The sequence below is a fragment of the Streptantibioticus ferralitis genome (assembly GCF_029223525.1).
Classification (GTDB): Bacteria; Actinomycetota; Actinomycetes; order Streptomycetales; family Streptomycetaceae; genus Streptantibioticus_A; species Streptantibioticus_A ferralitis.
On the sequence record NZ_JARHTQ010000041.1, the window covers coordinates 17,998 to 44,963 of the forward strand.

Here is a 26,966-nt window from a genome sequence, read left to right on the forward strand (position 1 = left end):
CTATGGGGCCCTGGGACAGGCCGTTGAGCCTGCTCCGCCTTGCCGCCACTTGGAGCGTTCGCGTCACGCCGGGGCTGAGTCCCCTTGCCTACCAACGGAAACGGATGATCTCGCCATGAGTACGGGAGTCGCCCCCGTCCGCCAGCTCGATGCCGCCTCGGTCCGCGAACTCCGCGAGGCCGCCGAGCAGGTCCTCGCCGATTTCGGCACCTCCGCCACCGCCCCCGACCTGCTGGCCCGAGTCGCCGAAGCCGCCACGGCTCTCAGTGAGCCAATTCGCCACCAATGCCGCCCGGTTGACACCGACGACGGCCTGTTCGTCCTGCGCGGTCTGGAGGTTGACGGCGACGCGATCGGCCCGACCCCGTCCAGTTGGGCCACCGCCGGTGACAGCGGCGCCGCACACGACATCGCCCTGCTGTTGCTCGCCACGGTCATGGGCAACCCGATCGCCTGGGAAGGCCAGCAGGACGGCCGCTTCGTCCACAACATCGTGCCCTCGGCCGGTCATGAGGAGGAACAGACCGGCGCCAGCAGCGCCGTGCTCCTCAGCCCGCACACCGAGGACGCCTTCCATCCCGGCCGTGCCCATCTGCTGATGCTCAGCTGCATGCGCAACCACGACAACATCGCCACCACCGCCGCCAGCATCCGCAAGGTGAAGCTCGACGAGGCCGATGTCGCCCTGCTGTCACGGCCGGCGCTGCCGATTCTGCCCGACGACGCCTACGCCGAAGCCCAGGGCTTCGACGGTCAGCCGCCGAACGTGCCTACCTTGTGGCACTCCCCGGACGGTCTGACCCTGCGCTTCGACCCGGCCTACACCCCGATGGAACAAGCTTCCCCCGCGCACCGTGCCGCCTACCGGCGCTTGGAGGACGAACTGGCCCGCGTCTCGGTCGCGGTGAGCCTTTCGCCGGGCGAGATCCTGGTGGTCGACAACGACCTCGTCGTGCACGGTCGCGTGCCGTTCAAGGCCCGCTACGACGGCACCGACCGGTGGCTCAAGCGCGCCTCGGTGCATGTCCCCGGACGCCGTACCCGCCCGCTGGCCGAGGCCGAAGAGCACGGCTACGGCCAGGCCGCCATCGAGGCGTACACCGCCTGAAGACCCACCAGGAACCGAGGACGGACATGAGCCAGACCACCGCAGCCACAGCCGACCGGGACACACCCGCCGACGACACCACCCTGCGCGTACTGTCCGCGAGCGATCTGGCGGGCATCGACATCACTCTCGCCGATGTCGTGGACACCGTGGAGAACGCCTACCGCACCCTGGCCGCCGGCCAGTCGGACAACCCCCGCAAACTCACCGTCAAACCGACCGACGGGCACTCCGTCTCCTACGCGATGCTCGGCCGCGACGGCTCCCGCGACGTCGTCGCGATCAAGACCTCCTACAAGCACGGCCTGGACAAGGGCCGTGGAGAGCAGCACTACTACACCTCACTCACCCTCTACGACGACACCACCGGCCTGCCGATCGCGATGATGGACTGCGCACGGATCGGCTCCCTGCGCACCCCCGCCGTCTCGGCACTGCTGGCCCGGGAATGCGCCGCCCCGGGAGCACGTGCTGCGCTGGTGATCGGCACCGGCACCCAGGGCCGCCTGGCACTGCCGTTCCTGCTGACCACCCTGCCCGACCTGGACCGGCTGATGGTGTTCGGAACCCACTCCGAGGGGATCGCGGCCGTACGGGAACAACTGCGCGCCCACTTTCCCGAGCGGGACGTGGAGATCGTCGCCGACCTGCGGGCCGCGGCCGCCGATGCCGACATCATCGTCGCCACCGCGGGCGGTCACACCCCGGCGGCCGTGGAGGCCGAGTGGCTGAGGCCCGGCACCCTGTCGATCCTCGTCGGCCACGGCCTGGCGCCCTCGGCACTGCACCGCGCGGACCGGGTGGTTGCCACCAGCGAGGCACAGATGAAGGTCACCGGTACCGACATGGCCGATGGCGACGGCAACCTCCCTGCCGTCGACACCGAGTTCCCGCCGGTGATTGCCGGTATCACCGCGGGACGCCGCTCAGCTAAGGAGCGCATCTTCGCCTACAACAGCGGCCTGGTCGTCACCGACATCGCGCTCGGTCACCGCTTCGCCCAACTGGCCGTCGCGCAGGGGCTGGGAACGCGGGTGCCGCTGTGGCGGTGAGTGATGCACGGCTTCCCACTCTGCCCGCGCTGCCCGATCCGGAGACGGACGCGATCCTCGACAGCGGCCTGCTCCACGAGCTGTCCCACGCTTTCGGCGGCCCCTTCCACTTCCTGCTCCCAGCGCGTTTCGCCGACAACGTCGCTGACTTCCGGGCCGCGTTGGACGAGGCCGGGGTGGACGGACAGGTGTACTACGCGAAGAAGGCCAACAAGGCCGCCGCATGGATCGAGCACTGCGCCACCAGCGGCACCGGCGTGGACGTGGCCAGCCTCGGCGAACTACGCGAAACCCTCGGCCACGGTGTGCGCGGCGGCGACATCGTCGTGACCGGCCCCGCCAAGAGCGACGATCTGCTGCGCATCGCCGTGCTCCAGGGCTGCCTGATCGCGGTCGACTCGCTCGACGAACTCGACCGGCTCATCGCACTGGCCACGGCCGGGGCTGCCCATCCCGCCCGGCTGCTGCTGCGTCGGCTCCCTCCGCAGCAGCCGAACAGCCGTTTCGGTATGAACGAAGCCGAACTGGGGGCGGGGTTGGAACGCTGTGTGCGGGCCGATCGCGCGGTACGCATGGAGGGGTTCAGCTTCCACCTGACCGGCTACGCCGTGCGGCCGCGCGCCGACCTCGCGGGACATCTGGTCGACCTCTGCCTCAAGGCACGCACCATGGGGCTACCGGCCGACCGGATCAGCATCGGTGGTGGCTTCGCGGTCGACTACACGTCGGCTGACGACTGGCAGGCCTTTGTCACCACGCAGCGGCCGGAGCACTACCACGCGGGCAAAGCGTTCACGGTGGCCGACTTCTACCCGTACCACTCACCAGTCGCCGGAGCCCACGCGCTGCGCGCCGTCCTGGCCACCGCCCCCGAAGGCGGCACACGAAGCCTGGCGGCCCAGCTGAAGGAGCACGGAATCCACCTGTTGCTGGAACCGGGCCGAGCGCTCCTGAACCGCGCCGGCGCATCCGTCTTCCGGGTCCAGGGCGTCAAGGACCGTGACGGCTACGGGATCGTCACCGTGGACGGCACCAGCCTGAGCCTGTCAGAGCAGTGGTTCAACAGCGAGTACCTTCCAGAGCCGGTACTGGTCACACCCGCTGGGACAGCCGACGCGGGTGCGACCTTCCCGGCTTGCGTCGGCGGGGCGAGCTGTCTGGAGTCCGACATGCTCACCTGGCGCAAGATCCCGCTGTCCGCCCGTCCGGCCCCTGGCGACCTGCTTGTCTACCTCAACACCGCTGGATACCAGATGGACTCCAACGAATCCTCCTTCCACGACCTGCCACTGCCGCCCAAAGTCGTCCTCAACCGCCCGGACGGCCAACCGCGGTGGCGTCTGGACCGCCGCCCGCCATGCTGACCCCCACCCACCTGCCACAGGAGTCCCCTGCCATGAACGAGGCACTGGCGCGCCCCGCCGTGGTCTCCCGGATATCCGACCTCATCGGATACACACCGCTGCTCGAACTGTGCCGAACCGACAACGGCAGTCGCCTGCTCCTGAAGCTGGAGATGTACAACCCCACCGGCACCGCCAAGATCCGCATGGCCCGGCAGATGGTCCTCGACGCCGAGGCACGCGGCCAACTGCGCCCTGGCGGACGGATCATCGAGTCCACCTCCGGCAACACCGGCCTCGGTCTCGCGGTCATCGCCGCCGAACGCGGCTACACCTTCACCGCCGTCGTCGACAACCACGCCTGCGCCGACAAACTGCGCGGCATGAAGGCACTCGGCGCGGAACTCATCTACGTCACCGACGACGGCACCGAGGAACTGGCCACCGCAGCACGCGAGGAACTGGCCGAACAGATGGCGTGCGGGCAGGAAAACACCATCTTCACCGAGCAGCACAACAATCCCAGCAACGCCGTCGGCTACTTTCCCGTCGCCCATGAACTCCACCAGGCCCTGGGCGGGCGGATCGACATCCTCATCGGCGCCGTCGGCACCGGCGGCTGCCTGTGCGGCACCACCCGCGAACTGCGCAAGCTCATACCCGACTTCACCACCATCGGCGTCGAGCCCAAGGGGTCCATCGCCTTCGGCGGCCCCGCGCACGACTACTACCAGTCCGGCACCGGCACTCCCGAAGGCGCCGAGATCGGTGCCCTGGTCGACTTCGACCTCATCGACGAGGGCGTGAAGGTCGGCGACATCGAGGCGTTCGCCACCGCCCGCGCCATCGCCCGCAGAACCGGCGTGCTGATCGGCGGATCCGCGGGCGGCGTCGTCCACGAAGCGCTGACCCGGCTGGCCGACCTGCCGCCCGAGACCACCATGGTCGCCCTGGTCAACGACGGTGGCGAGAAGTACCTGGACACCGTCTTCGACGACGACTGGATGAACGCCCGCAACCTCATCGATCCCGCCGTGGATCGCGAGATCGACGAAACTCTCGCCAAGCTCCGCAGGGACTGACACCCTCCATGCAACCGAAGCCGACCGCTCTCCTCCGCGACAGCCGCGCCCTGGCCGTCCTCGCTGTCCCCCTCATCCTCACCCAGCTCGCCCAGGTGGCTCTCACCACCACCGACACCGTGATGATGGGCCTACTCAGCACGACAGACCTCGCGGCAGGCGGCCTCGCCGTCGTCATCTTCAACCAACTCCGCACCATGGGCGTTGGATTGGTCACCTCCGTCGGCAACCAGATCGCCGCCGCCTCCGCACACGCACAGAGCACCGAAAACGAACCGGACCGTGACGGTGCCAAGAGGTACGCGGCCGAAGAACAGGTTCGCGGTATCGTCCGAGCGAGCCTGGCACTGGCCACGCTCGCAGGCGTGGTCGGCAGCATCCTCATGCTCCTCATCGGCCAATGCCTCACCTGGCTGGGACAGGAAGCCGACGTCGTCAACCGAGCGCAGACCATGCTGCTGGCCCTGGCACCTGGACTCATCCCCTGCCTGTGGTTCCAGGCCATCCGCCAGTTCACCGTCGGCATGCGAAGCCCGCAGGCACTGCTCCAGATCACCATCGCCTCGGTCGCCGTCAACGCGGGCCTCAACTGGGCACTGATCCACGGCACATGGGGTCTGCCCGAACTCGGCCTGCCCGGCATCGGTGTCGCCACCACCCTGGTCTACCTGCTCTCCTTCCTCGCCCTGTACCTGTCCGCGAAGAAGGACCCGGTCCTGGCCCCGATGCTGAGCCTGAACATCACCAAGGCCGACCGCGCCGTCGTGCGCAGACTCATCGGGCTCGGCGTACCCATCGCCGCCACCTACGGCTCGGAAGCCGGATTCTTCTCCGTCACCGCCCTGATGGTCGGCAGCTTCGGCGGAGCCGCCCTCGCCGCCCACACCGCCGTCAACCAACTCGTCTACATCGTCTTCCAGATCGCCGTGGGCCTCTCCCACGCCGCCTCCATCAACGTCAGCCGCGAACTCGCCCTCGGCCGCATCGAGGTAGCCCAGCGCATCAAGAACACCGCGCTGGCATGCGCCGCTACCGTCATGGCCACCGTCGCCGTCCTCTACCTCACCCTGCCCCATCTGGTCCTGCGCCCCTTCCTCGACCCCAACGCCGCCGCGGACGAGAAGGCCGTCCACATAGCCGCCCAACTCCTCTTCGTCATAGCCGTGCTGCAGTTCTTCGACTGCGCCCAGAACATCGGCGTCGGCCTGCTGCGCGGCCTCGACGACACCAGGAGCGGCTTCCGCATCACCCTCATCGGCTACTGGCTCGTCGGTCTCCCCACCGCCTGCCTGCTCGGCTACGCGGTACGACTCCACACTCTCGGCATCTGGCTCGGCCTGCTCACCGGTCTGGCCACCACCGCAGTCCTGCTACTGCGCCGCTACGCAGCTGGGCTGAGCACCCTGACCAGCAAGAAGGAAGCCCCGGTCGCTCGGTAGCCGCGGCAAGAGCACAGCGTCAACTCCACCTACGAGGAGTGGGAAGGCCGACAGACGATCGGCATCTGAAGGTGACCGAGTGGGAACACCTCCAGCCCCACATGTCCTGGGAAGCGCGGGCGAGGGCAGCGCCGATGGGAGCGGGCGGGGTTGAGGGCGCCCAGGGAGCTCTGCGGCCACCGCATGCCGGGCCGCGTGCTCGGGGGACGGGCTCTGCTCCAGGCGCTGGGTGCGGGGCCGAGTCGAGTCGGCCGGCGCCCGGCAGTTGTTGTAGGCCATCCTGATCACCTGCACCGCTGGACAGGCCGCGCCGACACGCTCGCCGTCGCCTTCGTGGGCGCGTCAGTCGGCGTGGCCGACCCGCAACGGGCCATGTTGCCGACGGGGTCCCCGATGCCGGTGTTGCCCCCAGCCCCGGCCGGCTCTGACGGGCTACTTCGCCGGGGGCCGCGTGGGCGTGGTAGCGAGCTGGGCTTGGCGTTGGAGGTCGGCGACGCGGGCGAGTGTCGATTTGAAGGCGGCGTATTGCTGTTCACCCAGTGCCTGGGCGTGGCGATCTTCGATCGCGCGCATGATGGCGGTGGCGGTCTCCATCTGGAGCACGCCGCGGTCGGTGGGACAGATCAGTTTGGCGCGACGGTCGGCGGGGTCGGGCCTGCGCTCGACGTAGCCGAGGCGCTCCAGGTCGTCGATGAGGGTGCCGATGACCTGTTTGTGCTGTCCGGAGGCTTGGGCCAGTTCGCTGGCGCGTATGCCCTCGGGGCGCAGGTAGGCAAGGACGGCGCCGGTGCGGGGCTGAATGTCGTCGAAGCCGCGCTCGGCGAGTGACGCGTACAGCTCGCGTTGGACGGAGAACAGCACCCGGGCAGCGAGCACGCCGATGTCCATTTCAGTGGTCTGTGGCCCAGCCACGTCCCCTCCTTTCCCGGCGGGCGTCCGCCGCTGCGCTGTGTGACCGGCGATCTTAGTCGGCCGCCCGTCGGTCCCGGCGCCGCCGCCCTGCGGCCCGTCACCAGGTGGCTCTTGCGTTCCGGGGTGGGGATGTATAGCTTTCAAGTCGTCACTAAACTTGACTATCAAGTTTGGTGACTAAAACGGTCGTGACCCAACCCCGAAGGGGCGGAAGATGAGTGAGCGCAGCAAGTTCCTGGAGTCCATCACCCGGGAGAACGCCGCCGTGGTGCTGGTGGACCACCAGGTCGGACTCCTGTCCGGAGTGCGGGACATCCCTCTCGGCGAGCTGAAGCACAATGTGGCGGCCCTCGCGCGGGCGGCGACCGCGCTGGACATCCCGCTGGTCGTCACCACCACCGCGGCCGGGAGCATGTGGGGGCCGACCACTCCCGAACTGGTCGAGGCCCTGCCTGCCGGGCAGGAGATCATCGACCGCAGCACGGTCAACGCCTGGCACGACGACCGGGTCCGTGAGGCCATCGAGGCCACCGGCCGGCGGAAGTTGATCTTCGCCGGGGTGTCGCTGGAGGTGTGCGCGGCCCTGCCCGCCTACTCCGCGACCGCCGCCGGATACGACGCGTACGTGGCCGTGGACGCGTCCGGCACCTTCAGCCAGGCCAAGCGCGACGCCGGACTGCTGCGCATGCAGCAGGCGGGCGTCGTCGTCAGCGACTACGCCACGCTCATGGTCGAGGCCCTCGCCGACAACGCAGCCCCCGAGGCCGGCGCGGTCTACGCCGCCCTGGACATGCCCTTCGCCGTCCTGGTCGGCCAGATCTCCGCGGCCTACCAGGCGTAGCCCCATGCCGCGCGGGACCTCCGGGTGCGCTCCCTTCGGATGTGTGTGGAATTCCGATACCGGATGTTTCCCAGCGTACGCTCTGATTAGGGGCGCTCATCGATCCATGGTTATGGTGCCGGGCCGCGGGTTGATGCGGCGGCCGGGTCGAATCCAGGAAATGAGACCACGCTGTGGGCCGCGTCAGGGCTGGCCGAGGGGATGCGGTTGTCGTGCTATGGGTGAAACATCACGTGGAGTGCGTGAGTGCGTGGCCATACTTCAGCCCGTCGCAATGTGCTCAGCGGAGGCCAGAACCTGAGGCAACGACTTGTTGGCGCTGCTGGTGAGAAGCCGGCTTTCGCAACTCGAAGCATTCGGCCAACAAGGGCTGCAGGATTCTCGTAATTTCTCTGGAGTCACTCCCGTAGTTGAACGCTCCTTGACTGTTTACTGACCGGCGCCCTAGCCTTGCGAGGGTGAGCTGCGCGAGAATTCTGCCAGTATGTATGCGCAGAGTTGTGATTCATCGATACTTGAGAACCCGGAACTAAAAGTTCTGGGCGTTCCGCAATCGATGCTGTATCAGGCCGTGATCACTTCCTGGATTGCAGTGCTGGCATGGCCTCCGGTACACCGAAGGGGGATTATGCATGGATGCTGAGCCCGTAGCATTAGTGGGAATCGGGTGCGCACTCCCCGGTAAAGTGCATGGTTTGGACGATATTCACGCGGTCCTGCGGGACGGGCGGGACTGTGTCGAAGAGATCCCGCCCAGCCGGTGGGACGTGGACGAGTTCTACGACCCCGACCCCTTGGCCCCGGGCAAGACCTACGTCCGCCACGGCGGATTCGTCGACGACATCGACCGGTTCGACGCGGCGTTCTTCGGGATCTCGGACGCCGAGGCGGTCCGCATGGATCCGCAACAACGCCTGCTCCTGCAGACCGTGTGGCACGCCCTGGAGCACGCAGCGCAGAACCCGGACGAAATCAGAGGAAGCAACACCGGCGTCTTCCTGGCGCTGATGAACACCAACAACTACTGCGTCCTCAAGCACGACACCGAGGGATTCAACGGCATCACCGCCTATGACGCGATGGGCGACGCGACCAGCATCAGCGCCGGGCGCATCGCCCACTTCCTCGACCTGCAAGGGCCCTGTTTCGCGGTCGACACCGCCTGTTCCGGGTCGTTGGTCGCCCTGCACCTGGCGCGGCAGTCCATTCTCACCGGCGAGTGCGACGCGGCGGTCGTGGCCGGGGTCAATCTGATCCTCAACCCCGAAGCGCACATCGCCTTCTGCAAAGTGGGCCTCTTCTCCCGCAGCGGGCAGTGCCGCGCGTTCGACGCGAAGGCGGACGGCTACGTCCGCAGCGAGGGCTGTGTGGCCGTGCTGCTGCGCCGTCAGTCTCTCGCCGAGGAGCGCGGTGATCCCATCCTGGCCAGCATCGTCGGCACCGCGATCAACCACGACGGGCACACACCCGCGCTGACCGCTCCCAACGGAGGGAACCAGGAGCGGGTGATCCGCACCGTGCTCTCCCGCACCGGTGTCGATCCCGCCCAGATCGGCTACGTCGAGGCCCACGGCACCGGAACCCCGGTCGGCGACCCCATCGAGATGGGCGCCATCGCCAACCTGTACGGCCACGACCGTGCCCCGGACCGACCGCTCTACGTCGGCTCGGTGAAGAGCAACTTCGGGCACACCGAAGCCCCAGCGGGCCTCCTGGGTGTGGTCAAGGCCGCCCTCTCGCTGCACCGCGAGACCATCTACCCCAGCGTCCACCTGGACCGGCTGAATCCCAAGATCGACCTGAACGGCGCCGTGGTGGAGGTTCCCACGGAGCCCGTGCCCTGGCCCCGGGGTGACGCCCCACGTCTGGCCGCCGTCAACTCCTTCGGCTACAGCGGCACCAACGCCCACGCCATCCTGCGGGAGGCACCGCTGCCCCAGCGCGGCACCGGCGGGCCGAAGTCCCGTCCGGCCGAGCTGCTGGTGCTGTCCGCCAAGTCCGCCACCAGCCTGGACGAGCTCGCCGAGCGCTGGGCGGAACACCTGTCCCGGACCGACCGGGAGACCCTGCCGGAGGCCGTCTTCACCGCCGCCGCCGGGCGCGCCGCGCACCGCCACCGCCTCGCGGTGACCGGGCGGAGCGGCATCGAGATGGCCAACGACCTCCGTCTGTGGCGGACCCGCCGGACACCTCCGTCGGTCACCGGCGGACACCCGGCCAAGCCCGTCAGGACGGCGTTCGTCTTCACCGGTCAGGGCGTGCAGTACCCCGGTATGGCCCACGAACTGTACGACAGCGAACCGGTCTTCGCCGCCGCCATCGACCGGTGCGCCGAACTGCTCGACGGCGAACTGCCGGTGCCACTGAAGCAGATCCTGTTCGAGGAGCAGTCCCCCGAAGTGCTCGACGACACGCGCCTGGCCCAACCGGCGCTGTTCGCCGCCGAGTACGCGCTCGCCACCCAGCTGCGCTCCTGGGGAGCCGTCCCGGACGCGATGGTCGGGCACAGCATTGGCGAGGTCGTCGCCGCGTGCGTCGCCGGCATGCTCTCCCTGGAGGACGCGGCCCGCTTCAGCGCGCTGCGCGGCCGACTCATGGGCGAACTCCCGCGCGACGGAGTGATGCTGGCCATCGCCGCGACTCCGGGAGCCGTGCAGGGCTGGGTGTCCGGGCGGGAGGCCGATGTCTCCATCGCTGCGGTCAACGGCCCTCGCGCCGTGGTCGTTTCGGGCCGGGCGGATGCCGTGGACGAGGTGGCGCGCCTCGCCGAGGACCAGGGCTGCCGGACCACCCGGCTGCGCACGTCCCACGCCTTCCACTCGCCGTTGATGGAACCGGTCCTGCCCGAGCTGGGCAAGGCGGCCGCCGGACTCCGCCCGACCGCCCCGGCCGTGCCGGTGTTCTCCGATGTGACGGCCGAGTCCCTGACCGGCGCCGAGGGACCCGAGTACTGGAGCCAACAGGCCCGCCGGCCGGTCCGCTTCCACGACGGCATGCGTGCGGTGGCAGCCCTGGGGTGCAGCGTGGTCGTCGAGATCGGCCCGCACCCCGCCCTGCGGGCGTATGTCCCGGAGGCGTTCGGCACCGCCGGCGTGACGGTGATCCCCACCCTCCTGCGCGACCGGCGGGACGTGCGCAACCTCCTTGCCACCGCGGGCGCCCTGTTCACGGCGGGTGCCACCGTCGACCTGCCTGCGCTCTACGGCGGCCCGCGCCACCGCCGTACCCCGTCCGCCCCGCTGTACCCGTTCCGCAGGGACCGCTACTGGGTGGGATCCACGCCGCAAGCGGCTCCTCGGCCCCGGACGGCAACCGCGCCGTCCACGTCCACGCCGCCCGCGGCCGAGCCCGAGCCGCGGCGGACGGTCCGCCGACATGAGCTGGTACCCGGCACGCCGTGGGCGGACCACCGCATCCTGGGGGCGACCGTCTTCCCGGCCACCGGCTACCTGGAACTGGTCGTGGACGCCTACGCCTCCGCCAACGGCCACTCCCCGACGCCGGTCGAGCTGACCGATATCGACTTCATGCGGCCCCTCGTCCTGGCTCCAGGCAGGAGCAGCGGCATCCAGGTGGACCTGGAAGGCGACGGTCCCGCAACGGACGGTGGCTTCCGGTTCACCGTGGCCGGGGGCGACGGGGACGGCCTGCCCCGGTACTGCCGCGGGAAGGTCGGACCGACCCGGCAGCAGGGCCGCTCCGGGATGCGTCCCGAGGAACTGCGCGCTGAGCTGCCCACGGCGCTCGCACCCGCACGGCTCTACGGGCTGTTGCGGGAGGACGGCCTGGAGTACGGCGCGAGCTTCTCCACCGTCCGCGAGCTGTGGCTCGGCGAGGCGGCAGGCCAGGCACTCGGCCGGATCACGGCCGCTCCCGACGGTGCGTCCCGCGTGGGCCACGAGCACGGGTTCGCCACCATGCTCGACGGCTGTCTGCACCTGACCGCCGCCGCGGCCCGCGACGGCGCGGCCAAGGGCGCCTACGTCCCGGTCGCCGTCGGACGGATGATGCTGTACGGTCCGATTCCCGACCAGATCTGGGGTCACGTCCGGCTGCGGCCCAACGCCAACGGGACCGCGTTCACGGCCCAGTTGCGTGTCCTGGACGACACCGGGTCCGTTCTCGCGGACCTCGAGGACATCGAGTTCCGGCGCATCGCCTCGCTGACGGACACCTCGGCGGTCCCGGCCGCACCGGCCGACGCTCGCTCCCGGGAGAGCGGCGACTCGCGGCGGGCACTGCGGGAGCGCGTCGAGCCCCGCCCTGCCGGGGAACGCCGGCAGGTGGTCATCGACTGGCTCACCGACGAGATCATCGACACCCTCGGGCGGATGTCGGCCGAGTTGGAGATCGACATCCACGCTCTCGACCCCTCCCTGGCCCTGCTGGAGATCGGCCTCGACTCCCTGAGCATCACCGAACTCCAGCGTCGCATCCAGGAGAAGCTCGACTTCCGCTTCAAGGCGATGGAGGCACTGGAGTATCAGAGCATCGAGGAACTGGCGGAGTACCTGCTCCAGCGCGTGATCCTGGCGGATCCGGCCGACGACGGTGCAGTCACCGACCCGGCGGCCTCCTGAAGCCCGCCTCCCACTGAGGGGAAGTGTCAGTAATCGTGTTAAGCCCCGACTACGTCAACAGCCACCTCGACAGCCATCTCGGCCAACGCCAGGTCAACAAGATCCAGCACGGCTTCCCGTCGCCGCGGTTCTGGAACGAACTGTCCGTGCCCATCGACGAGATCGCCGAGGACCGCCGTCGTCTGCGTGAAGCGGACGGCCCCTCCCCGGTGTTCTTGTACGTCGGCGTCCCGTACTGCATCCAGACTGATCCCGGAAAGTGCGGGTACTGCCTGTTTCCCGTCGAGGAGTTCCGGGGCAATGCCGCCCTGGAGGACTACTACGGCTACGTGGAACGCGAAGCCGAGTTGTACCGGGGGCAGATGGAGGGTTCCGTCCTCGCCGGGGCGTACTTCGGCGGGGGCACCTCGAACCTGTACAAGGCCCCCGTCTACCACGGGCTGATGGACATGGTGCGTCGTCTCTTCCCGGACATCCGGGAAGAGGCGGACCTCACCCTGGAGGGAATCCCCCAGCTCTTCTCCTGGGAGAAGATGCAGGCGATCCGCGACTCCGGCATGAACCGGATCAGCATGGGCGTCCAGCAGATCAACGAACGGCTCAACAGCTTCAGCGGACGCAAACAGACGACCAAGCACGTCATCCAGAGCCTGGAATGGGCCCGCGAACTCGGCCTGGCCGCCAACGTGGACCTGATCTTCGGCTGGCCCCAGCAGACCGTGGACACCATGCTGGAGGACCTGGAGACGCTGATCTCCTGGGACGTCTACGACATCACCCACTACGAGCTGAACGTCGGCGGGCCGACCGACTTCGCGCTCAACCGCTTCCACGAGCTGCCCAGCACCCTGGCCAACCTGGAGATGTACCGGGCGGGGCGCGACTTCCTGCTCGACCACGGCTACGAGCAGTTGTCGACGTACAACTTCCGCCGCCCCGGCGACCCCGCGAGCCGTGACTTCCGCGAGGGCTACAGCCCACGCCTTGAGCGTGTGGACGCTCTCGGGCTCGGCTACGCAGCGATCACCTTCTTCGGCAACCCCGCGCTCCCGCCGGGCCGATCGTGGTCGTTCATCAACCACCAGAACCTCGCGAAGTACAAGGAGGCGGTGGACAACGGCCGGTTCCCGATCGAGCGGGGCTTCCAACACACCCCCGAGGACTTCCTGCTGACGGTGCTCTTCCGCAGCCTCATCGGCACGGAGATCGACCGGACCCGCTACCGCGTCGGCTTCGGCCTCGACATCTACGAGAAGTTCGCCACCGTCTGGGACGCACTGGCCGAACGGGGTTACGCGCAGATCACTCCGGAGCGGATCCAACTCGTCGGCGACGGCCCGTTCTACGCCCCCATGATCTCCACCCTGATCGCCGAGGAGCGCTACCGCGAGCTGCGCGAGGAGGCCGCGCAGCGCAAGAAGGGGGCCCGCCGGCCCGTTGCGGCCTCCCGGGGTGGACAGTGACAGACAACCTTCCCCTGGCGGGCCGTGGCTGTGTCGTCACTGGCGGCTCGCGGGGCATCGGCGCCGCGATCGTGCGGCTGGCGCTGGCACAGGGCGCCGACGTCGTCTTCGGCTACCACAGCGACGAGAAGCGGGCGAGCACTCTGGTCGACGAGTTGCGCGCCGCCCACCCGGACCGGCAGTGCAGCGCGTTGCAGGCCGACGTGGCCGACGGCGGGGAAGCCGAACGCTTCGCCACCGAGGCCCTGGACCGCTTGGGCCGACTGGACGTCCTCGTCAACAACGCAGGCATCACCCGCGACGCCCTGTTCGCCCGCATGCGCCCCGAGCAGTGGCACGAGGTCATCGGCACCAACCTCGACAGCATGTACACCGTCACCCGGCCCCTGCTGATGCCCCTGGTGAAACAGCGCGGCGGCGCCGTCATCAACATCACCTCCTCCACCGGGCTGCACGGTGTCCCCGGCCAAACGGCCTACGCCGCCGCCAAGGCCGGGGTGATCGGCTTCACCAAGTCGTTGGCCAAGGAGATCGGTGCACGGGGCGTCACCGTCAACGCCGTCGCCCCGGGGCTCATCGAGACCGACATGACCGCCGCGATACCGGAAGACAAGGCCGAGTTCCTGAAATCCCTGATCCCGAGTCATGCCTTCGGCTCGCCGGACGACGTGGCACACCTGGTGTGCTACCTCGCGTCCGAGAAGGCCCGCTACATCACCGGGCAGGTCATCGAGATCTCCGGTGGCCTGGTCTTGTAGGCACCCCTACGGGGCGTGGGATCCCTCAACCGACGTCCTCCTGGCCGCCGCTCACGCGGAGCAGGCCCTCCTGGGCGAGGGTGGCGACCAGGACGCCGTCGCGGGTGAAGACGCGACCGAGGACGAGTGCCCGTCCTCCGAAGGCGGCCGGGGACTCGTGTGCGCAGAGCAGCCAGTCGTCCGCGCGGAAGGGGCGGTGGAGCCACAGGGTGTGGTCGATGCTCCTCCCGCTCGCACGGAGCCACGAGATCCCGTGCCGGACCAGGACCGTCTCGAGCATGGTGACGTCGGAGAGGTACGCCAACAGGCACGCATGAAGCAGGTGTTCACGGCCGACGGCCGCCTCGGCGGGCAACTCGCCCTTGACGCGCACCCAAACCTGGGTCCGGGGGGACGCAAGCGATGGGTCCTTTTCCATGTCGAAGCTCAACGGTCCGACGAAGCGCAGCTCGTAAGGATTCCCGAGCGGGCGCATGACTTCGCCGAACGCCGTGGTCAGCCGGTCCTCAAAGGTCGGCAGGTCCTCCGGGTCCGGGACCCGCGGCATCGGATCCTGATGGGTGAGGCCCGGCTCGGGGCGGTGGAAGGAAGCGGTCAGGGCGAACACCTCCCGGCCATGCTGAGTCGCGCGGACCCGGCGGGTGGCGAACGCGGTGCTGTCCCTCACGCGTTCGACCCCGTAGCCGAAGGGGATGGCCGGCAACGCGGGCCGCACGAAGGAACAGTGCACGGAGTGCACGGGCAGTTCGGCGGAGACCGTGCGGCCGGCGGCGGCCAGCGCCTGACCGGCCATATGCCCTCCGTACACCGGGGAGGACTGCCCCAGGGAAGGCCGCCCGAGGAAATGATCCCCGTCGTCCGGGTCCGGGTCGAGATCGAGCAGGCCGAGCAGGTCCAGCAGGGTGTGTTCCTGATCCATGGGCCCCACTTCGCATCGGCGCTCCCGGATTCGGGAGCCAGTATCGCCGTCGCAGCCTCGCCAATCAATCGAATCGGGGGCAAGCAGCCCGAGTTGCCCGCGTGACAGGACGTGGGCATGTGCGGTATGTCGGAAACACGGTTGGTACCCGGCCCGGGAGGCCCATCATGTTCGACCGCGTCAGCGCGCTGCTGTACCGGCGGCGCGTCGCTGCGCTGTGGGTGAGCACGGTCGTACTCGTTCTGGCCGGGATCGGTGGTCTCGGCGTGGAACACCGGCTGGTCCACGGCGGGTTCTCCGACCCCGACGCGCCGTCCTCCCGCGCCGGCCGCTTGGTGTCCGAGCACTTCCCGGCCGCCGGCGACGACTTGGTGCTGCTGGTGCGGGGTACCGGCTCGGTCGACTCGCCGGCGATGACGTCCCTCGGCACCGCGCTCACCCGGCGCGCCGCGCAGACCCCGGGCGTACGAGCCGCCACCTCGTACTGGACGGCGGGGCGAGCACCCTCGATGCGCTCCCGTGACGGCGCCGTCGGGCTCATCTCGCTCTCCCTGAGCGGCGACGAGGACGCCCGGGCGAAGACCGCCGAGCGGCTGGTGCCGGAGATCCGACGGCACGCGGAGGGGCAGACGGTCATGGCGGCCGGTCCCGCGCAGGTGCAGTCGGAGGTGGGCAAGCAGACCGCACACGACCTGCTGCTCGCCGAGGCGATCTCCACTCCGATCACCCTTGTCCTCCTTCTGCTGGTCTTCGGCAGCGCGGTGGCCGCCGCCCTGCCGCTGGTCATCGCACTGCTGTCGATCCTGGTGAGCCGCGCCGTGCTGAACGCCCTGGCGGGTGCCGTGTCGATCTCCGTGTACTCGATGAACTCCACGACTGCGCTAGGTCTCGGCCTCGCCATCGACTACAGCCTGTTCATCCTCGCCCGTTTCCGGGAGGAACTGCGCGATGGCGCCACCGTCCGGGAGGCGCTGCGCCCCACCGTGCGCACGGCTGGGCGGACGGTCGCCTTCTCCGCGCTCACCGTGGCCCTGTCGCTCACCGGCCTGCTGGTCTTCCCTCAGTTCTTCCTGCGGTCCTTCGCCTACGGCGGCATCGCGGTGGTGCTCTCCGCGGCTGCGGGGGCGGTCTTCGTCCTGCCCGCTCTGCTCGCCGTCCTCGGCCACCGGGTCAACCGCTACGACGTCTTCGCCCGGCTGCGGGGTCCGGCGCGGCGGGCAGCCTTCCGTACGACGGGCCCGGCAGCAGACCCCGCCGACGGGCGCTGGTACCGGTTCGCCACAGCGGTGATGTGCCGTCCGGCACTCTACGGCGGCGCCGTGGTGGTGCTGCTGGCCGTCCTCGCATCGCCCTTCACCCGGGTCTCCGCCGGCCTCTTCGACGACCGCTCCCTGCCCGCCGACTCCCAGGTGCACCGCGCCACGCAACTGCTGCGCGACCGCTTCGACGCGAGCGTGCTGCGCACCGTCCCGGTGGTGGTGGAGGGCATGGGGCGCGACCGGGCCCGCGATCTGGACCGCTACGCCCGCTCGGTGTCCGCCGTGCCCGGCGTTCGGCAGGTGACCGCAACGACCGGTACCTACGCCGACGGTCGCCGCATCCAGGACCCGGGCCCGGCGAATGCTGCACTCGCTGACGCCGACAGCTCGCTGCTCTCCGTGGTCTCCTCGGCGGAGCCGGACTCGCCCGCCGGCACCGATCTGGTCGGCCGACTGCGGAAGGTGACGCCGCCGGGCGGGGCGGAGCCCCCCGCCCGGGTGTCGGTGGGCGGACAGGCCGCCGAGGTCAGGGACAGCACCTCGGCCATCGCCCGGGCCACTCCGGCGGCGATCGGGATCGTGGTGGGCGCCTCACTGGTGCTGCTCTTCCTGTTCACCGGAAGCGTGCTGATGCCGGTCAAGGCGCTCGCGCTCAACACGCTCAGCCTCAGCGCCACCTTCGGGGCGATGGTGTTCGTCTTCCAGGAGGGACACCTGTCGTTCCTGGTGGGCAGCCCTTTGCACACCGGCACGCTGGACGCGACCATCCCGATCCTGACCTTCTGTGTGGCCTTCGGACTCTCCATGGACTACGAGGTGTTCCTGCTCTCCCGGATCCGCGAGCGGTATCTGGACACCGGAGACAACACGGAGTCGGTCGCCTTCGGCCTTCAGCACACCGGGCGGATCATCACAGCCGCGGCGGTCATCGTCGCCGTGGTGCTGTTCGTCTTCGCCGTCTCCGGAGTGACGCTGCTGAAGCTGCTCGGCGTCGGCCTGGCGCTGGCGGTTGTGCTGGACGCGACACTGGTCCGTGCCGTACTGGTGCCCTCCTTCATGCGGCTGGCCGGACGAGCCAACTGGTGGGCCCCCAGGCCGCTGCGCCGCCTCCACGACCGTATCGGTCTGCGCGAGAGCGCCGCGGACAGCGGTTCCGAGTCAGCCGGACACGCAGGCGCACAGCCTCGCGACGCGGCCCTCGACAGACTCCCACCGGACTGACCGGTAGGTGAGTGCGGCAGGTTCAGGTGACCTGGCCACCGCGGGCGTGCGCGGGGACCTCGAAGTGCTCCCGGACGGACGGTGACGGTACGGGTACCACGAGTGCTGACTCCGGATGCTTGTGGCCTTCCGATACCAGGCACTTTCCGGCGAACATCGCGATTTGGGTCGGCCGTCGATCCGCGGCCAGGGTGCCGGGCTTCGTCCTGGATACTGGGCGGCATGCGCATCGACTTCGACCCCGAGACCATGGACCGCCAGTCGTTCTACAGGCTGCTGACCGCGGTCGTGGTACCTCGTCCCATCGCTTGGATCTCGACGCTCTCAGGCGACGGTGCTTCTGCAAACCTTGCCCCGCACTCCTTCTACACGATCGCCAGTGTGCAGCCGCCCATCGTGCAGTTCACCTCGGTGGGGCGCAAGGACTCGCTGCGCAATGTCGAGGAGACCGGGGAGTTCGTGGTGAATTTCGCGCCCGAGCAGCTCTTCGAGCAGATCAATGCGACCGCGACGGACTTTCCGCGTGGGATGAGTGAGTTTGATGAGGTTGGTGTGGCGCGTGAGCCCAGTGTGCGGGTGAAGCCGCCGCGGGTTGCCGCGTCTCCGGTGGCGTTGGAGTGTGAGCTGCACAGCACGCTGCGGTTCGGCGACTCTACCGTTGTCTTCGGGCGGGTGGTGCACGCCGCGGTGTCGGAGGCTCTGCTTTCCGACGGTCACCCGGAGGTGCGGGAGATGCGGCCGCTGACCCGGCTCGGGAAGGACGAGTGGGGGACGCTCGGTGACGTCCTGGAGATCTCGCGGATCCGCTACGCGGACTGGCCGGACCGTACCGACGGGTGAGCACGGCCGCTGACGGAGGCGGCCGGACGGTGGCCCTCCCGTCGGCCGAACCGGTGACAATGGTGTGATGAGCGAGGACGAACGGGTCCCGGTGTACCGGGAGGTGGACTTCGGCGTCGCCCGGTTGCTGCCGGACGTGGACCGGCCACGGGCCTGGCTGCTGACGGTGGACGGCGCGCCGCAGTCGTACGTCGACCTGGACGATCCGGAGTACCTGGAGTTCGAGTACGTCCGGCGGCTCGGGCACGTTCTGGACGCCGCGGCGCCGCCGGGGCGTGCGCTGGATATGGTGCATCTGGGTGGCGGCGCGTTGACGCTGCCCCGGTATGTGGCCGCGACCCGGCCGGGGTCCCGTCAACAGGTCGTCGAGGCCGATCGCGGTCTTGTCCGACTCGTCACGGAAGTCCTGCCGTTGGCGCGGGACGCCGGTATCGAGGTGCACGCCGCGGACGCCCGCGCTTGGCTGGAGCAGGCTCCGGGCGGGTCGGCGGATGTGCTGGTGGCCGATGTCTTCGGAGGCTCACGAGTGCCCGCGCATCTCACTTCGGTGGAGTACGCGCGGGCCGCGGCCCGAGTGCTGCGGCCGGACGGGCTGTATCTGGCGAACCTCGCGGACGGTGCTCCGTTCGCGTTCCTGCGATCACAGATCGCCACCGTTGCGGCCGTGTTCGCACAGGTCTGCCTGGTGGCCGAACCCGCTGTGCTGCGGGGGCGGCGGTTCGGCAACACCGTGCTGGTCGCGGGCGCGCGGGAGCTGCCGATCCCGTACCTCGCGCGGCGGGTGGCCGCCGATGCGTTCCCGGCGCGGGTCGAACACGGCGACGGCCTACGGGAGTTGGCGCGCGGCGCGCATCCGGTGAGCGACGCCGATGCCGTGCCGTCGCCCCAACCTCCGGACGGTGCCTTCAGCGTGAAGTGAGCGTGGGCCGAAGCCCGGCCACCCGGCGGAGGCGGTCAGCGGCGGCGCACTGTGCCCCGCCCACGCGGGTGCGGCGTCGGCGGGGCCGGCGGCCTTGGGGATCGCGGACCTACGGGATCTGGCGGATGCTTCCCTCGATCGTCGTGATGGTCTGCGACGGGATCGCCTCGGGTATCCCGGTGTTCGTGTAGAGCACGAACACCGTCAGCTTGCTGTCATGGCCAACCCATGCGACGGCGTAGGCGGCGCCGTCCGTGGCGCACTTGGTGGCCTTGGGGACGTTCGTCTCGGTCGCCGAGGCGGCATAGCCCTTGACACCGTGCGAGTTGGAGAAGGGGGACGCCGGTGTGGACTTCAGCGTGCCCTTCTGCCTGCTCTTCATGTCGTTGAAGCCGTAGTACGCCCAGGCCTGGGCCTGGTTCTCGGCGGCGTCCTGGACGCTCTTCGCGCCCTCGGCCCCCTTGGTGCCCGCCGCTCCGGCCGAGGTGTCGGAGCAGTAGTTCTCCTTGTACATGGCGGGGGCGCCCATACCGACTGCCGGATTGCCCTTTTCACCCTCGAAGCCGATGATCTCGTCCTGCTTCTTGACCGTCCAGCCCTGCGGTACGTCGAAGGCGACCTTGCGGTCACCGCGTACCACGACCTGCCAACCCGGAACGACGGGCTGGACGTTGGTCCCGTCGCCGCGCGGACCCGCTTCCTGGGGGCCGGTGGGCGTGCTGGTCGACGATATGGCGGACGCCGAGGCGGACGGTGTGACCGGGGGCGTCGGGTTGTTGCCGCCGCCGCGCAGGCCAAGGGCGATGCCCGCACCCGCGGCTACCACCACGACCGCGACGGCGATCGCCACGCCGATGGTGGTTCCGCGGCGCTTGGCGGGCGGCTGCGGGGGGATGGTGGGCGGCCCGGGCGGCGACCACTGCGGCGGCACCTGACCGAATCCCGGCTGCTGGGGCGGCTGTTGCGGGTATCCGTACCCCTGCGGCGGCTGACTGGGCGGCGGCCCGTACTGCGGCTGCCCGAAGCTGGACGGCTGCCCGAAGCTGGACGGCTGGCCGGCGGCGGGGGGCGGCCCGAAGGTGCCCGGTTGTCCGAAACCGGGCTGCTGCCCGCCGGATTGCGGGCTTCCGGGAGGCGGGGGCGGTCCCTGCGGGTGCGCATCCCGCGGATCCGGCTGTCCGCCGGGTTGCTGTTCTTCGGGCCACATGGCCAGAAACCATACGGGTCGGGCGCACCGCGGGCCATGCCAGGTCCGGCTGTCCGCAACCATGCGCCGGGGGTGAGACGGGGGGAGATCCGCCGCTGTGGTGCAGGGCACGGCCCCGCGGAGCTACCGACTGGTAACATCCGGGCATGTCTGACACCTTGCCGTCGATCGGCGAAATGCTGAGCGCCACCGTTCCCATGGTCCGCACTCTGAACCTGGAGTTCCTGGAGGCCACCCCGGAGCGTGCCGTGCTCCGGCTGCCCGACCAGCCGGACTACCACAACCACATCGGCGGCCCCCACGCAGGGGCCATGTTCACCTTGGCCGAGTCCGCCAGCGGTGCCATCGTCCTCGCCGCCTTCGGCGACCAGCTTTCGCGTGCGGTGCCGCTGGCGGTACGTGCCGAGATCGGTTACAAGAAGCTGGCCAAGGGGACGGTGACGGCCACGGCCACCCTGGGGCGTCCCATCGCCGATGTCATCGCCGAACTCGACGCGGGCGGGCGGCCGGAGTTCCCGGTCAGCATCACGATCCAGCGTGAGGACGAGGCGGTCACGGGTGAGATGACGGTCGTGTGGACTCTCCGTCCCAACAGCTGAGTTGACGGAACGGAGGCACGAGGACTGCGGGCCTTCCGGGCTTTTGGTCGGAGACGGCGTGGGGGCGTCCAAGCATCGGATGCCCCCACGTTGCGTGTGCGGCGGTTGCACCAATCCCCAGGATTAGCGCGGCCCTGGGGGCGGCCGCAGCGTCGAGTCCCCGGCAAGAGCAGCAGAACTTGGGAAGCCGAGCAGCTCATAGCTTGATGGAGGGTCTGCGAGTCCGTCGTGTCGACGTGTGTCCAGTCAGGGATCTGGTCCGCCTCGTTGATCGGCGTGAGTGGTGCTTCACCGGTCGCACAGTGCGACCCACCGGCGTAGGCGCCGTTTATGCCCGCGGCCTGGCCGCCGACGAGCGCGCCTCTACGACGTGCAGGGTCCCTTTCCGGCGACCTAAGCTGGGGGCTTACCCCCCGTACCGCTTCAGAATGGCTTCATAGCCGGTGCGCTGGGGTTTCGTCGGGTGGTCAGCTGGCGCTGCGGTACTCATTGACGAGTCTGGCAACGGCTTGTCGGCGTTCGATCCGGGTTGACGGCAGGGGGATGACGTCTGGGTCGTCCAGCGGCGCGAGCTGATCTCGGCCCTGATGGGGCCGGTGGCCGTCGAAGTGCCGGGCGTAGTCGTGGAGGATCTTCTCGGCGTGTCCGCGGTGGAAGATGAGCAGGCGGTCGGTGCACTCTTCGCGTACCGAGCGCACGAACCGCTCGGCGTGCGGGTTGCAGTTGGGGCTCCTCGGAGGGATCTTGGCTACGGTGATGCCCTCGCTGGGCTTCCAGCACGCACCATCAGCAAGGCACTTCCGAGATGCAGGTTTCCCACACGCCGGCAGCGGTCTCCGCCGCGTTCGACGACCCGAATCTGCTCGCGTATGCCGGGCTGGTCCCAGTGGTGCGACTGGCTGAGCGGTGCTGTCTGCCGCGGCTGGTGGCGGAGAAGCTCAAGCTGACCGGGACGAAGAACGGCGCGGCTGCGGCGCCGGACGCCAAGGTGACCAGCATCGTGGTCGGCATGGCCGCAGGGGCGGACAGCATCTCGATGTCCTGCGTCACGGTGCGATGCCGGTCGTGTTCGCAGGTATCCGAGCCCCGTCCACGCTGGGCACGTTTTTGCGCGCGTTCACCCACGGCCATGCGCTCCAACTCCATGCCGTGCACCGCAGGTTCCCCGGCGCGCTGGCCGCGCACACCCCGTCCCGGCACACGAACACCAACACCGACCCCAGAGAACCACCACAACATCGCATCGGACCCGCATCGGTGGATCGAGGCAAACCGGGCGTTGACGCCGCAGGCGTGCCCAACGCAATCCAACTCGCCCTGGCCAACTAACCCTGGCGGCAGGTGGGTGCCGTCACTGGGCGTGTTCCTGACAGGGATACGATCGTGCTGCTGGCGCGCCCTCAGGGGCGCGCCGACGCCGTTACAAGATCTCGAGGAGCAATGTGTACCGCCTGAAGTCCGCGCTGTCCGTCGCCGTGCTGGCCGCAACGGCCCTGCTCGCCACCGGGTGCGGCACGCACCACCACACGGTTGTCCACCATGTCGTGGTGCACCAACCGGTCGTCCACCACACCGTCGTTCACCACATCACCGTGGTGCACCACCACTGACGCCTGCGACGGCTCGCTGCCGTCAGCGCGTTGTGGTGGGGCACGACGAGGCCCCGCACTCTCACCTTCCGTTCCAGTGGTCGTCGCAACACCCCGGTTCAGGGGATGCGATGGACTTCAAGATCCGGGAGAGCCGCAAGGAGCAATGGCCCCGCAACGGGCCATTGCCTCCGAGCTGGGCCGCAGCCCTTCCACGGTCAGCCGCGAGATTCGCCGCAACGGCGTCCCGCTGCGCGGAAACCACTCCCGCTGGGTCTGTCGCCCCCATGCCGCCCAGCGGCGCGCCGAGCAGCGTCGCCCCCTCCCCAAGCCCAGCGAGATCGGCCAGAACACGGAACTGCGGGGCTTCATCCAGGCCCACCTGATGCTGCGGTGGAGCCCGGAACGGATCCGCCACGCTCTGCGAAGACGGTTCCCCGACCGGCCGGAGATGCACATGGTCCACGAGACCTGCGACCCCGGTAGCCCCTGGCAGCGCGGCTCCGAGGAAAACACCAACGGCCTGCTGCGGCAGTACTTCCCCAAGCGCACCGACCTGTCCCGGCACACCCGCGAGCGCCTCGGCGCCATCGCCGCCGAACTCAACGGCCGCCCACGCAAAACGCTCGGCTGGGAAACCCCAGCCGAGCGTCTGCATAAACTGCTCGCCACCACACGCCAGTGACCACGTGTTGCGACGACCCCTGGAATCCGCCCACCCGTGCGCGGGGCCTCGGCTTGCTTGTTTCCGGTCACTCGGCCCGTCGGGGCCGTTGCGGGGGTCGAGCGCGGGCGGTGCGGCCCGGTTTTCAGGCGCCGGGGCCGTAGTAGTTGCCCGGGCCGGTGATGCCGTTGCCCAGCTCGCCGCCGCCCGCGCCGCCGCCGGAGATCACACGCGCGTCGTCGACGTAGGTGAACCCCTTCTTCCAGTAGTTGGCGGCGTCCTTGGAGAAGTGCTCGTTGGACCAGCCGCGGTGGTTGTGCTGGCCGTGCTCGTCGTTTTGGCCGTGCTCGTCGTTTTGGCCGTGCTCCTCGTGTTGGCCGTGCTCGTTGTGCTGGCCGTGCTCGTCGTTTTGGCCGTGCTCGTTGTGCTCGTTGTGCTCGTTGTGCTCGCCGTGCTCCTCGTGCTGGCCGTGCTCGTTGTGCTCGCCGTGCTCGTCGTTTTGGCCGTGCTCGTTGTGCTCGCCGTGCTCCTCGTGCTGGCCGTGCTCGTCGTGTTGGCCGTGCTGGTCGTGTTGGCCGTGCTCGTTGTGCTGGCCGTGCTGGTGGTCGCCGTGGTGCTGGTCGTGGGCGCTGGCGATCCCGGCGGCGCCCAGCATGAGCACGGCGGCGGTGGCCGTGGCGGCGGCGAGACGGGGCAGGGTTCGGGACACGAAGGCCTCCAGAGCTGTGGATTTCCGCCACCCGGCGGTGGCGTGGTGCGTGCCGTACGCCCCTGTCTCTCACCACTGTGGTGATGGCATATACCGAGATTTGCCGGTATTCATCCTGATGGCGGTCTTCGATTGGCTCGGTCGGAGTGCCGGACTTACAGTGCCCCTCCTCTAGGCTGTAGCCCGCCAGGGGACAGGTGAGCGAGGGGACGGTGGATCCGTGGCTACGGCGGGGGAGACTGGTGGTGACCTCAGCGGCAGACTGCTGGGTGGTCGCTACCGGGTGACGGGCCAGCTCGGCCGGGGCGGTATGGGCGTCGTGTGCCGGGCCGTGGACGAACTGCTCGGTCGTGATGTCGCGGTGAAGATACTGCGCGCCTACACGGACGCCTCCGCACCGGAGTTGGCCGATCTGCGTACCCGTATGCAGCGGGAGGCGCGGGCTGCCGCCCGTATCCGGCACTCCGGCGTGATCACCGTGCACGATGTGACCGAGGAGGACGGTCTCCCGGTCATCGTCATGGAACTGGTCGACGGACCGTCACTTGACGATGTGCTCGCCGAGCGTGGGACGATGGATCCGCGGGAGGCCGCCGCCATCGGCGCCAAGGTGGTGGACGCGCTGGACGCGGCGCACCAGGCCGGAGTGCTGCACCGGGACGTCAAGCCCGGCAATGTGCTGCTGGACCGCAGCGGTCGGGTGGTGCTCACCGACTTCGGCATCGCCAGCATGGAAGCCCCGGAGGACGGGGCGGACACCAAGCTGACCCGCGGCGGCGAACTGGTCGGCTCGCTGGACTATCTGCCGCCGGAGCGCGCCCAGGGCCAGGAACCCGGTCCTGCCTCGGACATCTGGTCGCTCGGTATGACGTTGTACGCGGCTGTCGAGGGCGCGTCGCCGTTCCGCCGCTCCTCGGTGTTGTCGACGCTGACCGCCATCGTCACCGAAACACTGCCGGAACCGCGGCGGGCCGGTCCGTTGGCTCCCGTTCTGCTGGCGCTGATGCACAAGGACCCCGCGGCACGGCCGTCCGCCGCGCAGGCGCGGCAGTTGCTGGAGGCCGTGGCGGCCGGAAGTGAACTGCCGGCCGCCGCCGTTCCCGCGTCCCCGCCCACCGGTGGCGCGGACGCGGCCTATGTGCCTGCGGTGACCCAGCCGAACGCCGCCTCGGGGCACCCGGGACCGCAACCGCGCGAGCCGGTGACGCAGGTGAGCCGGGAGGGCGGGCAGACCGCGGCGCTTCCGGAGCGTCGGCGGGGACGTGCGCTGCTCGCCGCGGTCGCGGCGGTCGTCGTGCTCGCCGGGGGCGGCGTCGCGTACGCGCTGACCGCGGACGACAGCGGGACCGGCGGCTCCGCCGCCTCCCGACCCGGAGCCGTCGTACCCTCGTTCAGCTCGCCCGCCGATGGCGGAACGGAGCCGGGGAGGGACGGGCACAAGGGGAAGGGTGACGCTTCGCCGGGCTCGTCCCACAAGCCGGGCCACGGCAGGCACGACGGCTCCAACGGCCGCCCGACCAACGGCACCGGCGACGGTTCGGTCACGCCCCCCGGTTCCTCAGGTGGCGTCAAGGGCGACGGCCCGCCGCCCGCGCCCTGTACGTTCATCGGCGCCAGCAAGTACAACTGCACGGTGTGGCATGGCGCCCCCTCGTACAGCCAGGGAGGCGCGCGGGTGGGCACGGTGCACGCGGGCACCAACTACTTCTACTGCCAGGCGAACCTGGGCCGCCGGGCGACCGACGGCCAGCGGACGAACACCTGGTGGGCGAGGACCGACGACGACAGCGGTAACACCAATGTGTACGTGAGCGACGTCTACCTCAAGGGTGGGGCCAACGACCAGCCCGTTCCGGGGCTGCCCACCTGCTGACGCCCCACACGCCCAGGCCGCCGATCACCGGGCCCGCCGCCGCGCCGAGACCGGAGACCGCGCCCCACACGCCGAACGCCTGGGCGCGGGCGGCCGGTTCGGGATACCCGGCCCGCAGCAGTGCCAGCGAGGCCGGGACCATCATCGCCGCACCGGCGCCCCGCAGCAGCCGCGCCGCGATCAGCTGCTCAGCCGTGGTCGCGCCGCCGCACGCCGCCGAGGCCACCGTGAACACCACCAGCCCGGCCAGGAAGGCCCGCCGATGGCCGAACCTGTCGCCCAGCGCACCGCACAGCGGTATCAGGCAGGCGAAGACGAGTGTGTAGCCGTCCACCACCCACTGCAGTGCCGCGGCGCCGGCCCGCAGGGCACTGCCCAGCACCGGAACGGCCACGGTGACCACCGTGACATCGAGGATCACCATGAAGAATCCGAGCGACACCGCGAGCAGCGGCAGCCAGGAGCGTCCCGAGTCGACACCGGTGGTGCGGGACGACTGGCCGGTGGCGGTGGCGAGTTGATCCGTAGGAGCCATGTGCCCACCGTCACGCGGAAACCCTTCGACGGCGCGCGAAACATGGACGTCGAG

At 69.6% G+C, this 26,966-nt stretch carries 23 protein-coding genes and 2 pseudogenes; 18 read left to right on the top strand and 7 right to left on the bottom strand.

Annotated features, from left to right (window positions below):
* The first annotated feature begins 115 nt into the window (after nucleotides 1–115).
* The 5 genes from P2L57_RS35510 to P2L57_RS35530 are packed head-to-tail and all read left to right on the top strand — an operon-like array spanning nucleotide 116 to nucleotide 6,024.
* Entirely contained in the window at nucleotides 116–1,108 is a 993-nt protein-coding gene (locus P2L57_RS35510; RefSeq protein ID WP_275821846.1) for a TauD/TfdA family dioxygenase, read from the top strand.
* Between the two features lie 26 nt (nucleotides 1,109–1,134).
* Nucleotides 1,135–2,160, top strand: a complete 1,026-nt coding sequence (locus P2L57_RS35515; RefSeq protein ID WP_275821848.1) for an ornithine cyclodeaminase family protein — start codon at nucleotides 1,135–1,137, stop codon at nucleotides 2,158–2,160.
* Complete coding sequence (locus P2L57_RS35520) at nucleotides 2,151–3,524, top strand: type III PLP-dependent enzyme domain-containing protein (RefSeq protein WP_275821850.1); 1,374 nt, start codon at nucleotides 2,151–2,153, stop codon at nucleotides 3,522–3,524. The genes P2L57_RS35515 and P2L57_RS35520 overlap by 10 nt, the downstream gene beginning before the upstream one ends.
* Nucleotides 3,525–3,556: 32 nt before the next feature.
* Nucleotides 3,557–4,585: a cysteine synthase family protein gene (locus tag P2L57_RS35525; RefSeq protein WP_275821852.1), complete on the top strand. Its 1,029-nt coding sequence runs from the start codon at nucleotides 3,557–3,559 to the stop codon at nucleotides 4,583–4,585.
* A gap of 8 nt (nucleotides 4,586–4,593) precedes the next feature.
* Complete coding sequence (locus tag P2L57_RS35530; RefSeq protein WP_275821854.1) at nucleotides 4,594–6,024, top strand: MATE family efflux transporter; 1,431 nt, start codon at nucleotides 4,594–4,596, stop codon at nucleotides 6,022–6,024.
* A 432-nt stretch (nucleotides 6,025–6,456) separates the two neighbouring features.
* Here P2L57_RS35530 and P2L57_RS35535 read toward each other — a convergent pair whose 3' ends face one another.
* Nucleotides 6,457–6,936, bottom strand: a complete 480-nt coding sequence (locus P2L57_RS35535; RefSeq protein WP_275821857.1) for a MarR family winged helix-turn-helix transcriptional regulator — start codon at nucleotides 6,934–6,936, stop codon at nucleotides 6,457–6,459.
* Between the two features lie 214 nt (nucleotides 6,937–7,150).
* Between P2L57_RS35535 and P2L57_RS35540 the strand changes: the two genes are divergently transcribed.
* The 4 genes from P2L57_RS35540 to P2L57_RS35555 all read left to right on the top strand — a co-directional run bounded on the left by P2L57_RS35540 (nucleotide 7,151) and on the right by P2L57_RS35555 (nucleotide 14,578).
* On the top strand, nucleotides 7,151–7,777 hold the full coding sequence (locus P2L57_RS35540; RefSeq protein ID WP_275821859.1) for an isochorismatase family protein: 627 nt from the start codon (nucleotides 7,151–7,153) through the stop codon (nucleotides 7,775–7,777).
* Nucleotides 7,778–8,409: 632 nt separating this feature from the next.
* Nucleotides 8,410–12,357: a type I polyketide synthase gene (locus P2L57_RS35545; RefSeq protein WP_275821861.1), complete on the top strand. Its 3,948-nt coding sequence runs from the start codon at nucleotides 8,410–8,412 to the stop codon at nucleotides 12,355–12,357.
* Between the two features lie 35 nt (nucleotides 12,358–12,392).
* Nucleotides 12,393–13,820 (top strand): coproporphyrinogen-III oxidase family protein, encoded by a 1,428-nt coding sequence (locus tag P2L57_RS35550; protein ID WP_275821863.1) that lies wholly within the window; start codon nucleotides 12,393–12,395, stop codon nucleotides 13,818–13,820.
* Nucleotides 13,817–14,578 (top strand): SDR family oxidoreductase, encoded by a 762-nt coding sequence (locus tag P2L57_RS35555; protein WP_275821865.1) that lies wholly within the window; start codon nucleotides 13,817–13,819, stop codon nucleotides 14,576–14,578. The genes P2L57_RS35550 and P2L57_RS35555 overlap by 4 nt, the downstream gene beginning before the upstream one ends.
* Nucleotides 14,579–14,603: 25 nt before the next feature.
* Here the strand turns inward: P2L57_RS35555 and P2L57_RS35560 are convergent, their stop codons facing one another.
* Complete coding sequence (locus P2L57_RS35560) at nucleotides 14,604–15,497, bottom strand: acyl-CoA thioesterase (RefSeq protein ID WP_275821868.1); 894 nt, start codon at nucleotides 15,495–15,497, stop codon at nucleotides 14,604–14,606.
* Between the two features lie 167 nt (nucleotides 15,498–15,664).
* On the opposite strand from P2L57_RS35560, the gene P2L57_RS35565 reads away from it, so the two are divergent.
* From P2L57_RS35565 to P2L57_RS35575, 3 genes are all read left to right on the top strand, one after another.
* Entirely contained in the window at nucleotides 15,665–17,977 is a 2,313-nt protein-coding gene (locus P2L57_RS35565; protein WP_275821870.1) for an MMPL family transporter, read from the top strand.
* 222 nt (nucleotides 17,978–18,199) lie between these two features.
* Complete coding sequence (locus P2L57_RS35570) at nucleotides 18,200–18,817, top strand: flavin reductase family protein (protein WP_275821872.1); 618 nt, start codon at nucleotides 18,200–18,202, stop codon at nucleotides 18,815–18,817.
* 67 nt (nucleotides 18,818–18,884) lie between these two features.
* Nucleotides 18,885–19,736 (top strand): spermidine synthase, encoded by an 852-nt coding sequence (locus P2L57_RS35575; protein ID WP_275821874.1) that lies wholly within the window; start codon nucleotides 18,885–18,887, stop codon nucleotides 19,734–19,736.
* 109 nt (nucleotides 19,737–19,845) lie between these two features.
* Here P2L57_RS35575 and P2L57_RS35580 read toward each other — a convergent pair whose 3' ends face one another.
* A complete protein-coding gene (locus P2L57_RS35580) occupies nucleotides 19,846–20,943 on the bottom strand; it encodes a DUF8017 domain-containing protein (protein WP_275821876.1) in 1,098 nt (365 codons plus the stop codon).
* Between the two features lie 146 nt (nucleotides 20,944–21,089).
* Here P2L57_RS35580 and P2L57_RS35585 point away from each other — a divergent pair, with 146 nt between their 5' ends.
* Complete coding sequence (locus P2L57_RS35585; protein WP_275821878.1) at nucleotides 21,090–21,542, top strand: DUF4442 domain-containing protein; 453 nt, start codon at nucleotides 21,090–21,092, stop codon at nucleotides 21,540–21,542.
* A 467-nt stretch (nucleotides 21,543–22,009) separates the two neighbouring features.
* On the opposite strand, the gene P2L57_RS35590 is transcribed toward P2L57_RS35585, so the two are convergent.
* Both P2L57_RS35590 and P2L57_RS40980 read right to left on the bottom strand, forming a co-directional pair.
* Nucleotides 22,010–22,429: an integrase core domain-containing protein gene (locus P2L57_RS35590; protein WP_308292549.1), complete on the bottom strand. Its 420-nt coding sequence runs from the start codon at nucleotides 22,427–22,429 to the stop codon at nucleotides 22,010–22,012.
* A complete protein-coding gene (locus P2L57_RS40980; RefSeq protein WP_372516064.1) occupies nucleotides 22,329–22,592 on the bottom strand; it encodes a hypothetical protein in 264 nt (87 codons plus the stop codon). The genes P2L57_RS35590 and P2L57_RS40980 overlap by 101 nt, the downstream gene beginning before the upstream one ends.
* A gap of 15 nt (nucleotides 22,593–22,607) precedes the next feature.
* On the opposite strand from P2L57_RS40980, the gene P2L57_RS40985 reads away from it, so the two are divergent.
* From P2L57_RS40985 to P2L57_RS35610, 4 genes and pseudogenes are all read left to right on the top strand, one after another.
* Complete coding sequence (locus tag P2L57_RS40985) at nucleotides 22,608–22,871, top strand: hypothetical protein (protein WP_372516065.1); 264 nt, start codon at nucleotides 22,608–22,610, stop codon at nucleotides 22,869–22,871.
* Nucleotides 22,872–22,984: 113 nt separating this feature from the next.
* Nucleotides 22,985–23,152, top strand: a complete 168-nt coding sequence (locus tag P2L57_RS35600) for a hypothetical protein (protein ID WP_275821880.1) — start codon at nucleotides 22,985–22,987, stop codon at nucleotides 23,150–23,152.
* Nucleotides 23,153–23,297: 145 nt separating this feature from the next.
* Nucleotides 23,298–23,342, top strand: a pseudogene (locus tag P2L57_RS35605) (hypothetical protein); the annotation flags it as partial.
* A 261-nt stretch (nucleotides 23,343–23,603) separates the two neighbouring features.
* Nucleotides 23,604–23,816: pseudogene (locus P2L57_RS35610) on the top strand (transposase); the annotation flags it as partial.
* A 124-nt stretch (nucleotides 23,817–23,940) separates the two neighbouring features.
* Here the strand turns inward: P2L57_RS35610 and P2L57_RS35615 are convergent.
* The gene (locus tag P2L57_RS35615; RefSeq protein ID WP_275821882.1) at nucleotides 23,941–24,504 is read right to left on the bottom strand and encodes a hypothetical protein; all 564 of its coding nucleotides are present in this window, start codon (nucleotides 24,502–24,504) and stop codon (nucleotides 23,941–23,943) included.
* A 220-nt stretch (nucleotides 24,505–24,724) separates the two neighbouring features.
* Between P2L57_RS35615 and P2L57_RS35620 the strand changes: the two genes are divergently transcribed.
* Nucleotides 24,725–26,377, top strand: a complete 1,653-nt coding sequence (locus P2L57_RS35620; RefSeq protein WP_275821884.1) for a serine/threonine-protein kinase — start codon at nucleotides 24,725–24,727, stop codon at nucleotides 26,375–26,377.
* On the opposite strand, the gene P2L57_RS35625 is transcribed toward P2L57_RS35620, so the two are convergent.
* On the bottom strand, nucleotides 26,328–26,912 hold the full coding sequence (locus tag P2L57_RS35625) for an MFS transporter (RefSeq protein ID WP_275821886.1): 585 nt from the start codon (nucleotides 26,910–26,912) through the stop codon (nucleotides 26,328–26,330). The two genes, P2L57_RS35620 and P2L57_RS35625, sit on opposite strands and share 50 nt — an antisense overlap.
* Nucleotides 26,913–26,966 lie beyond the last annotated feature (54 nt).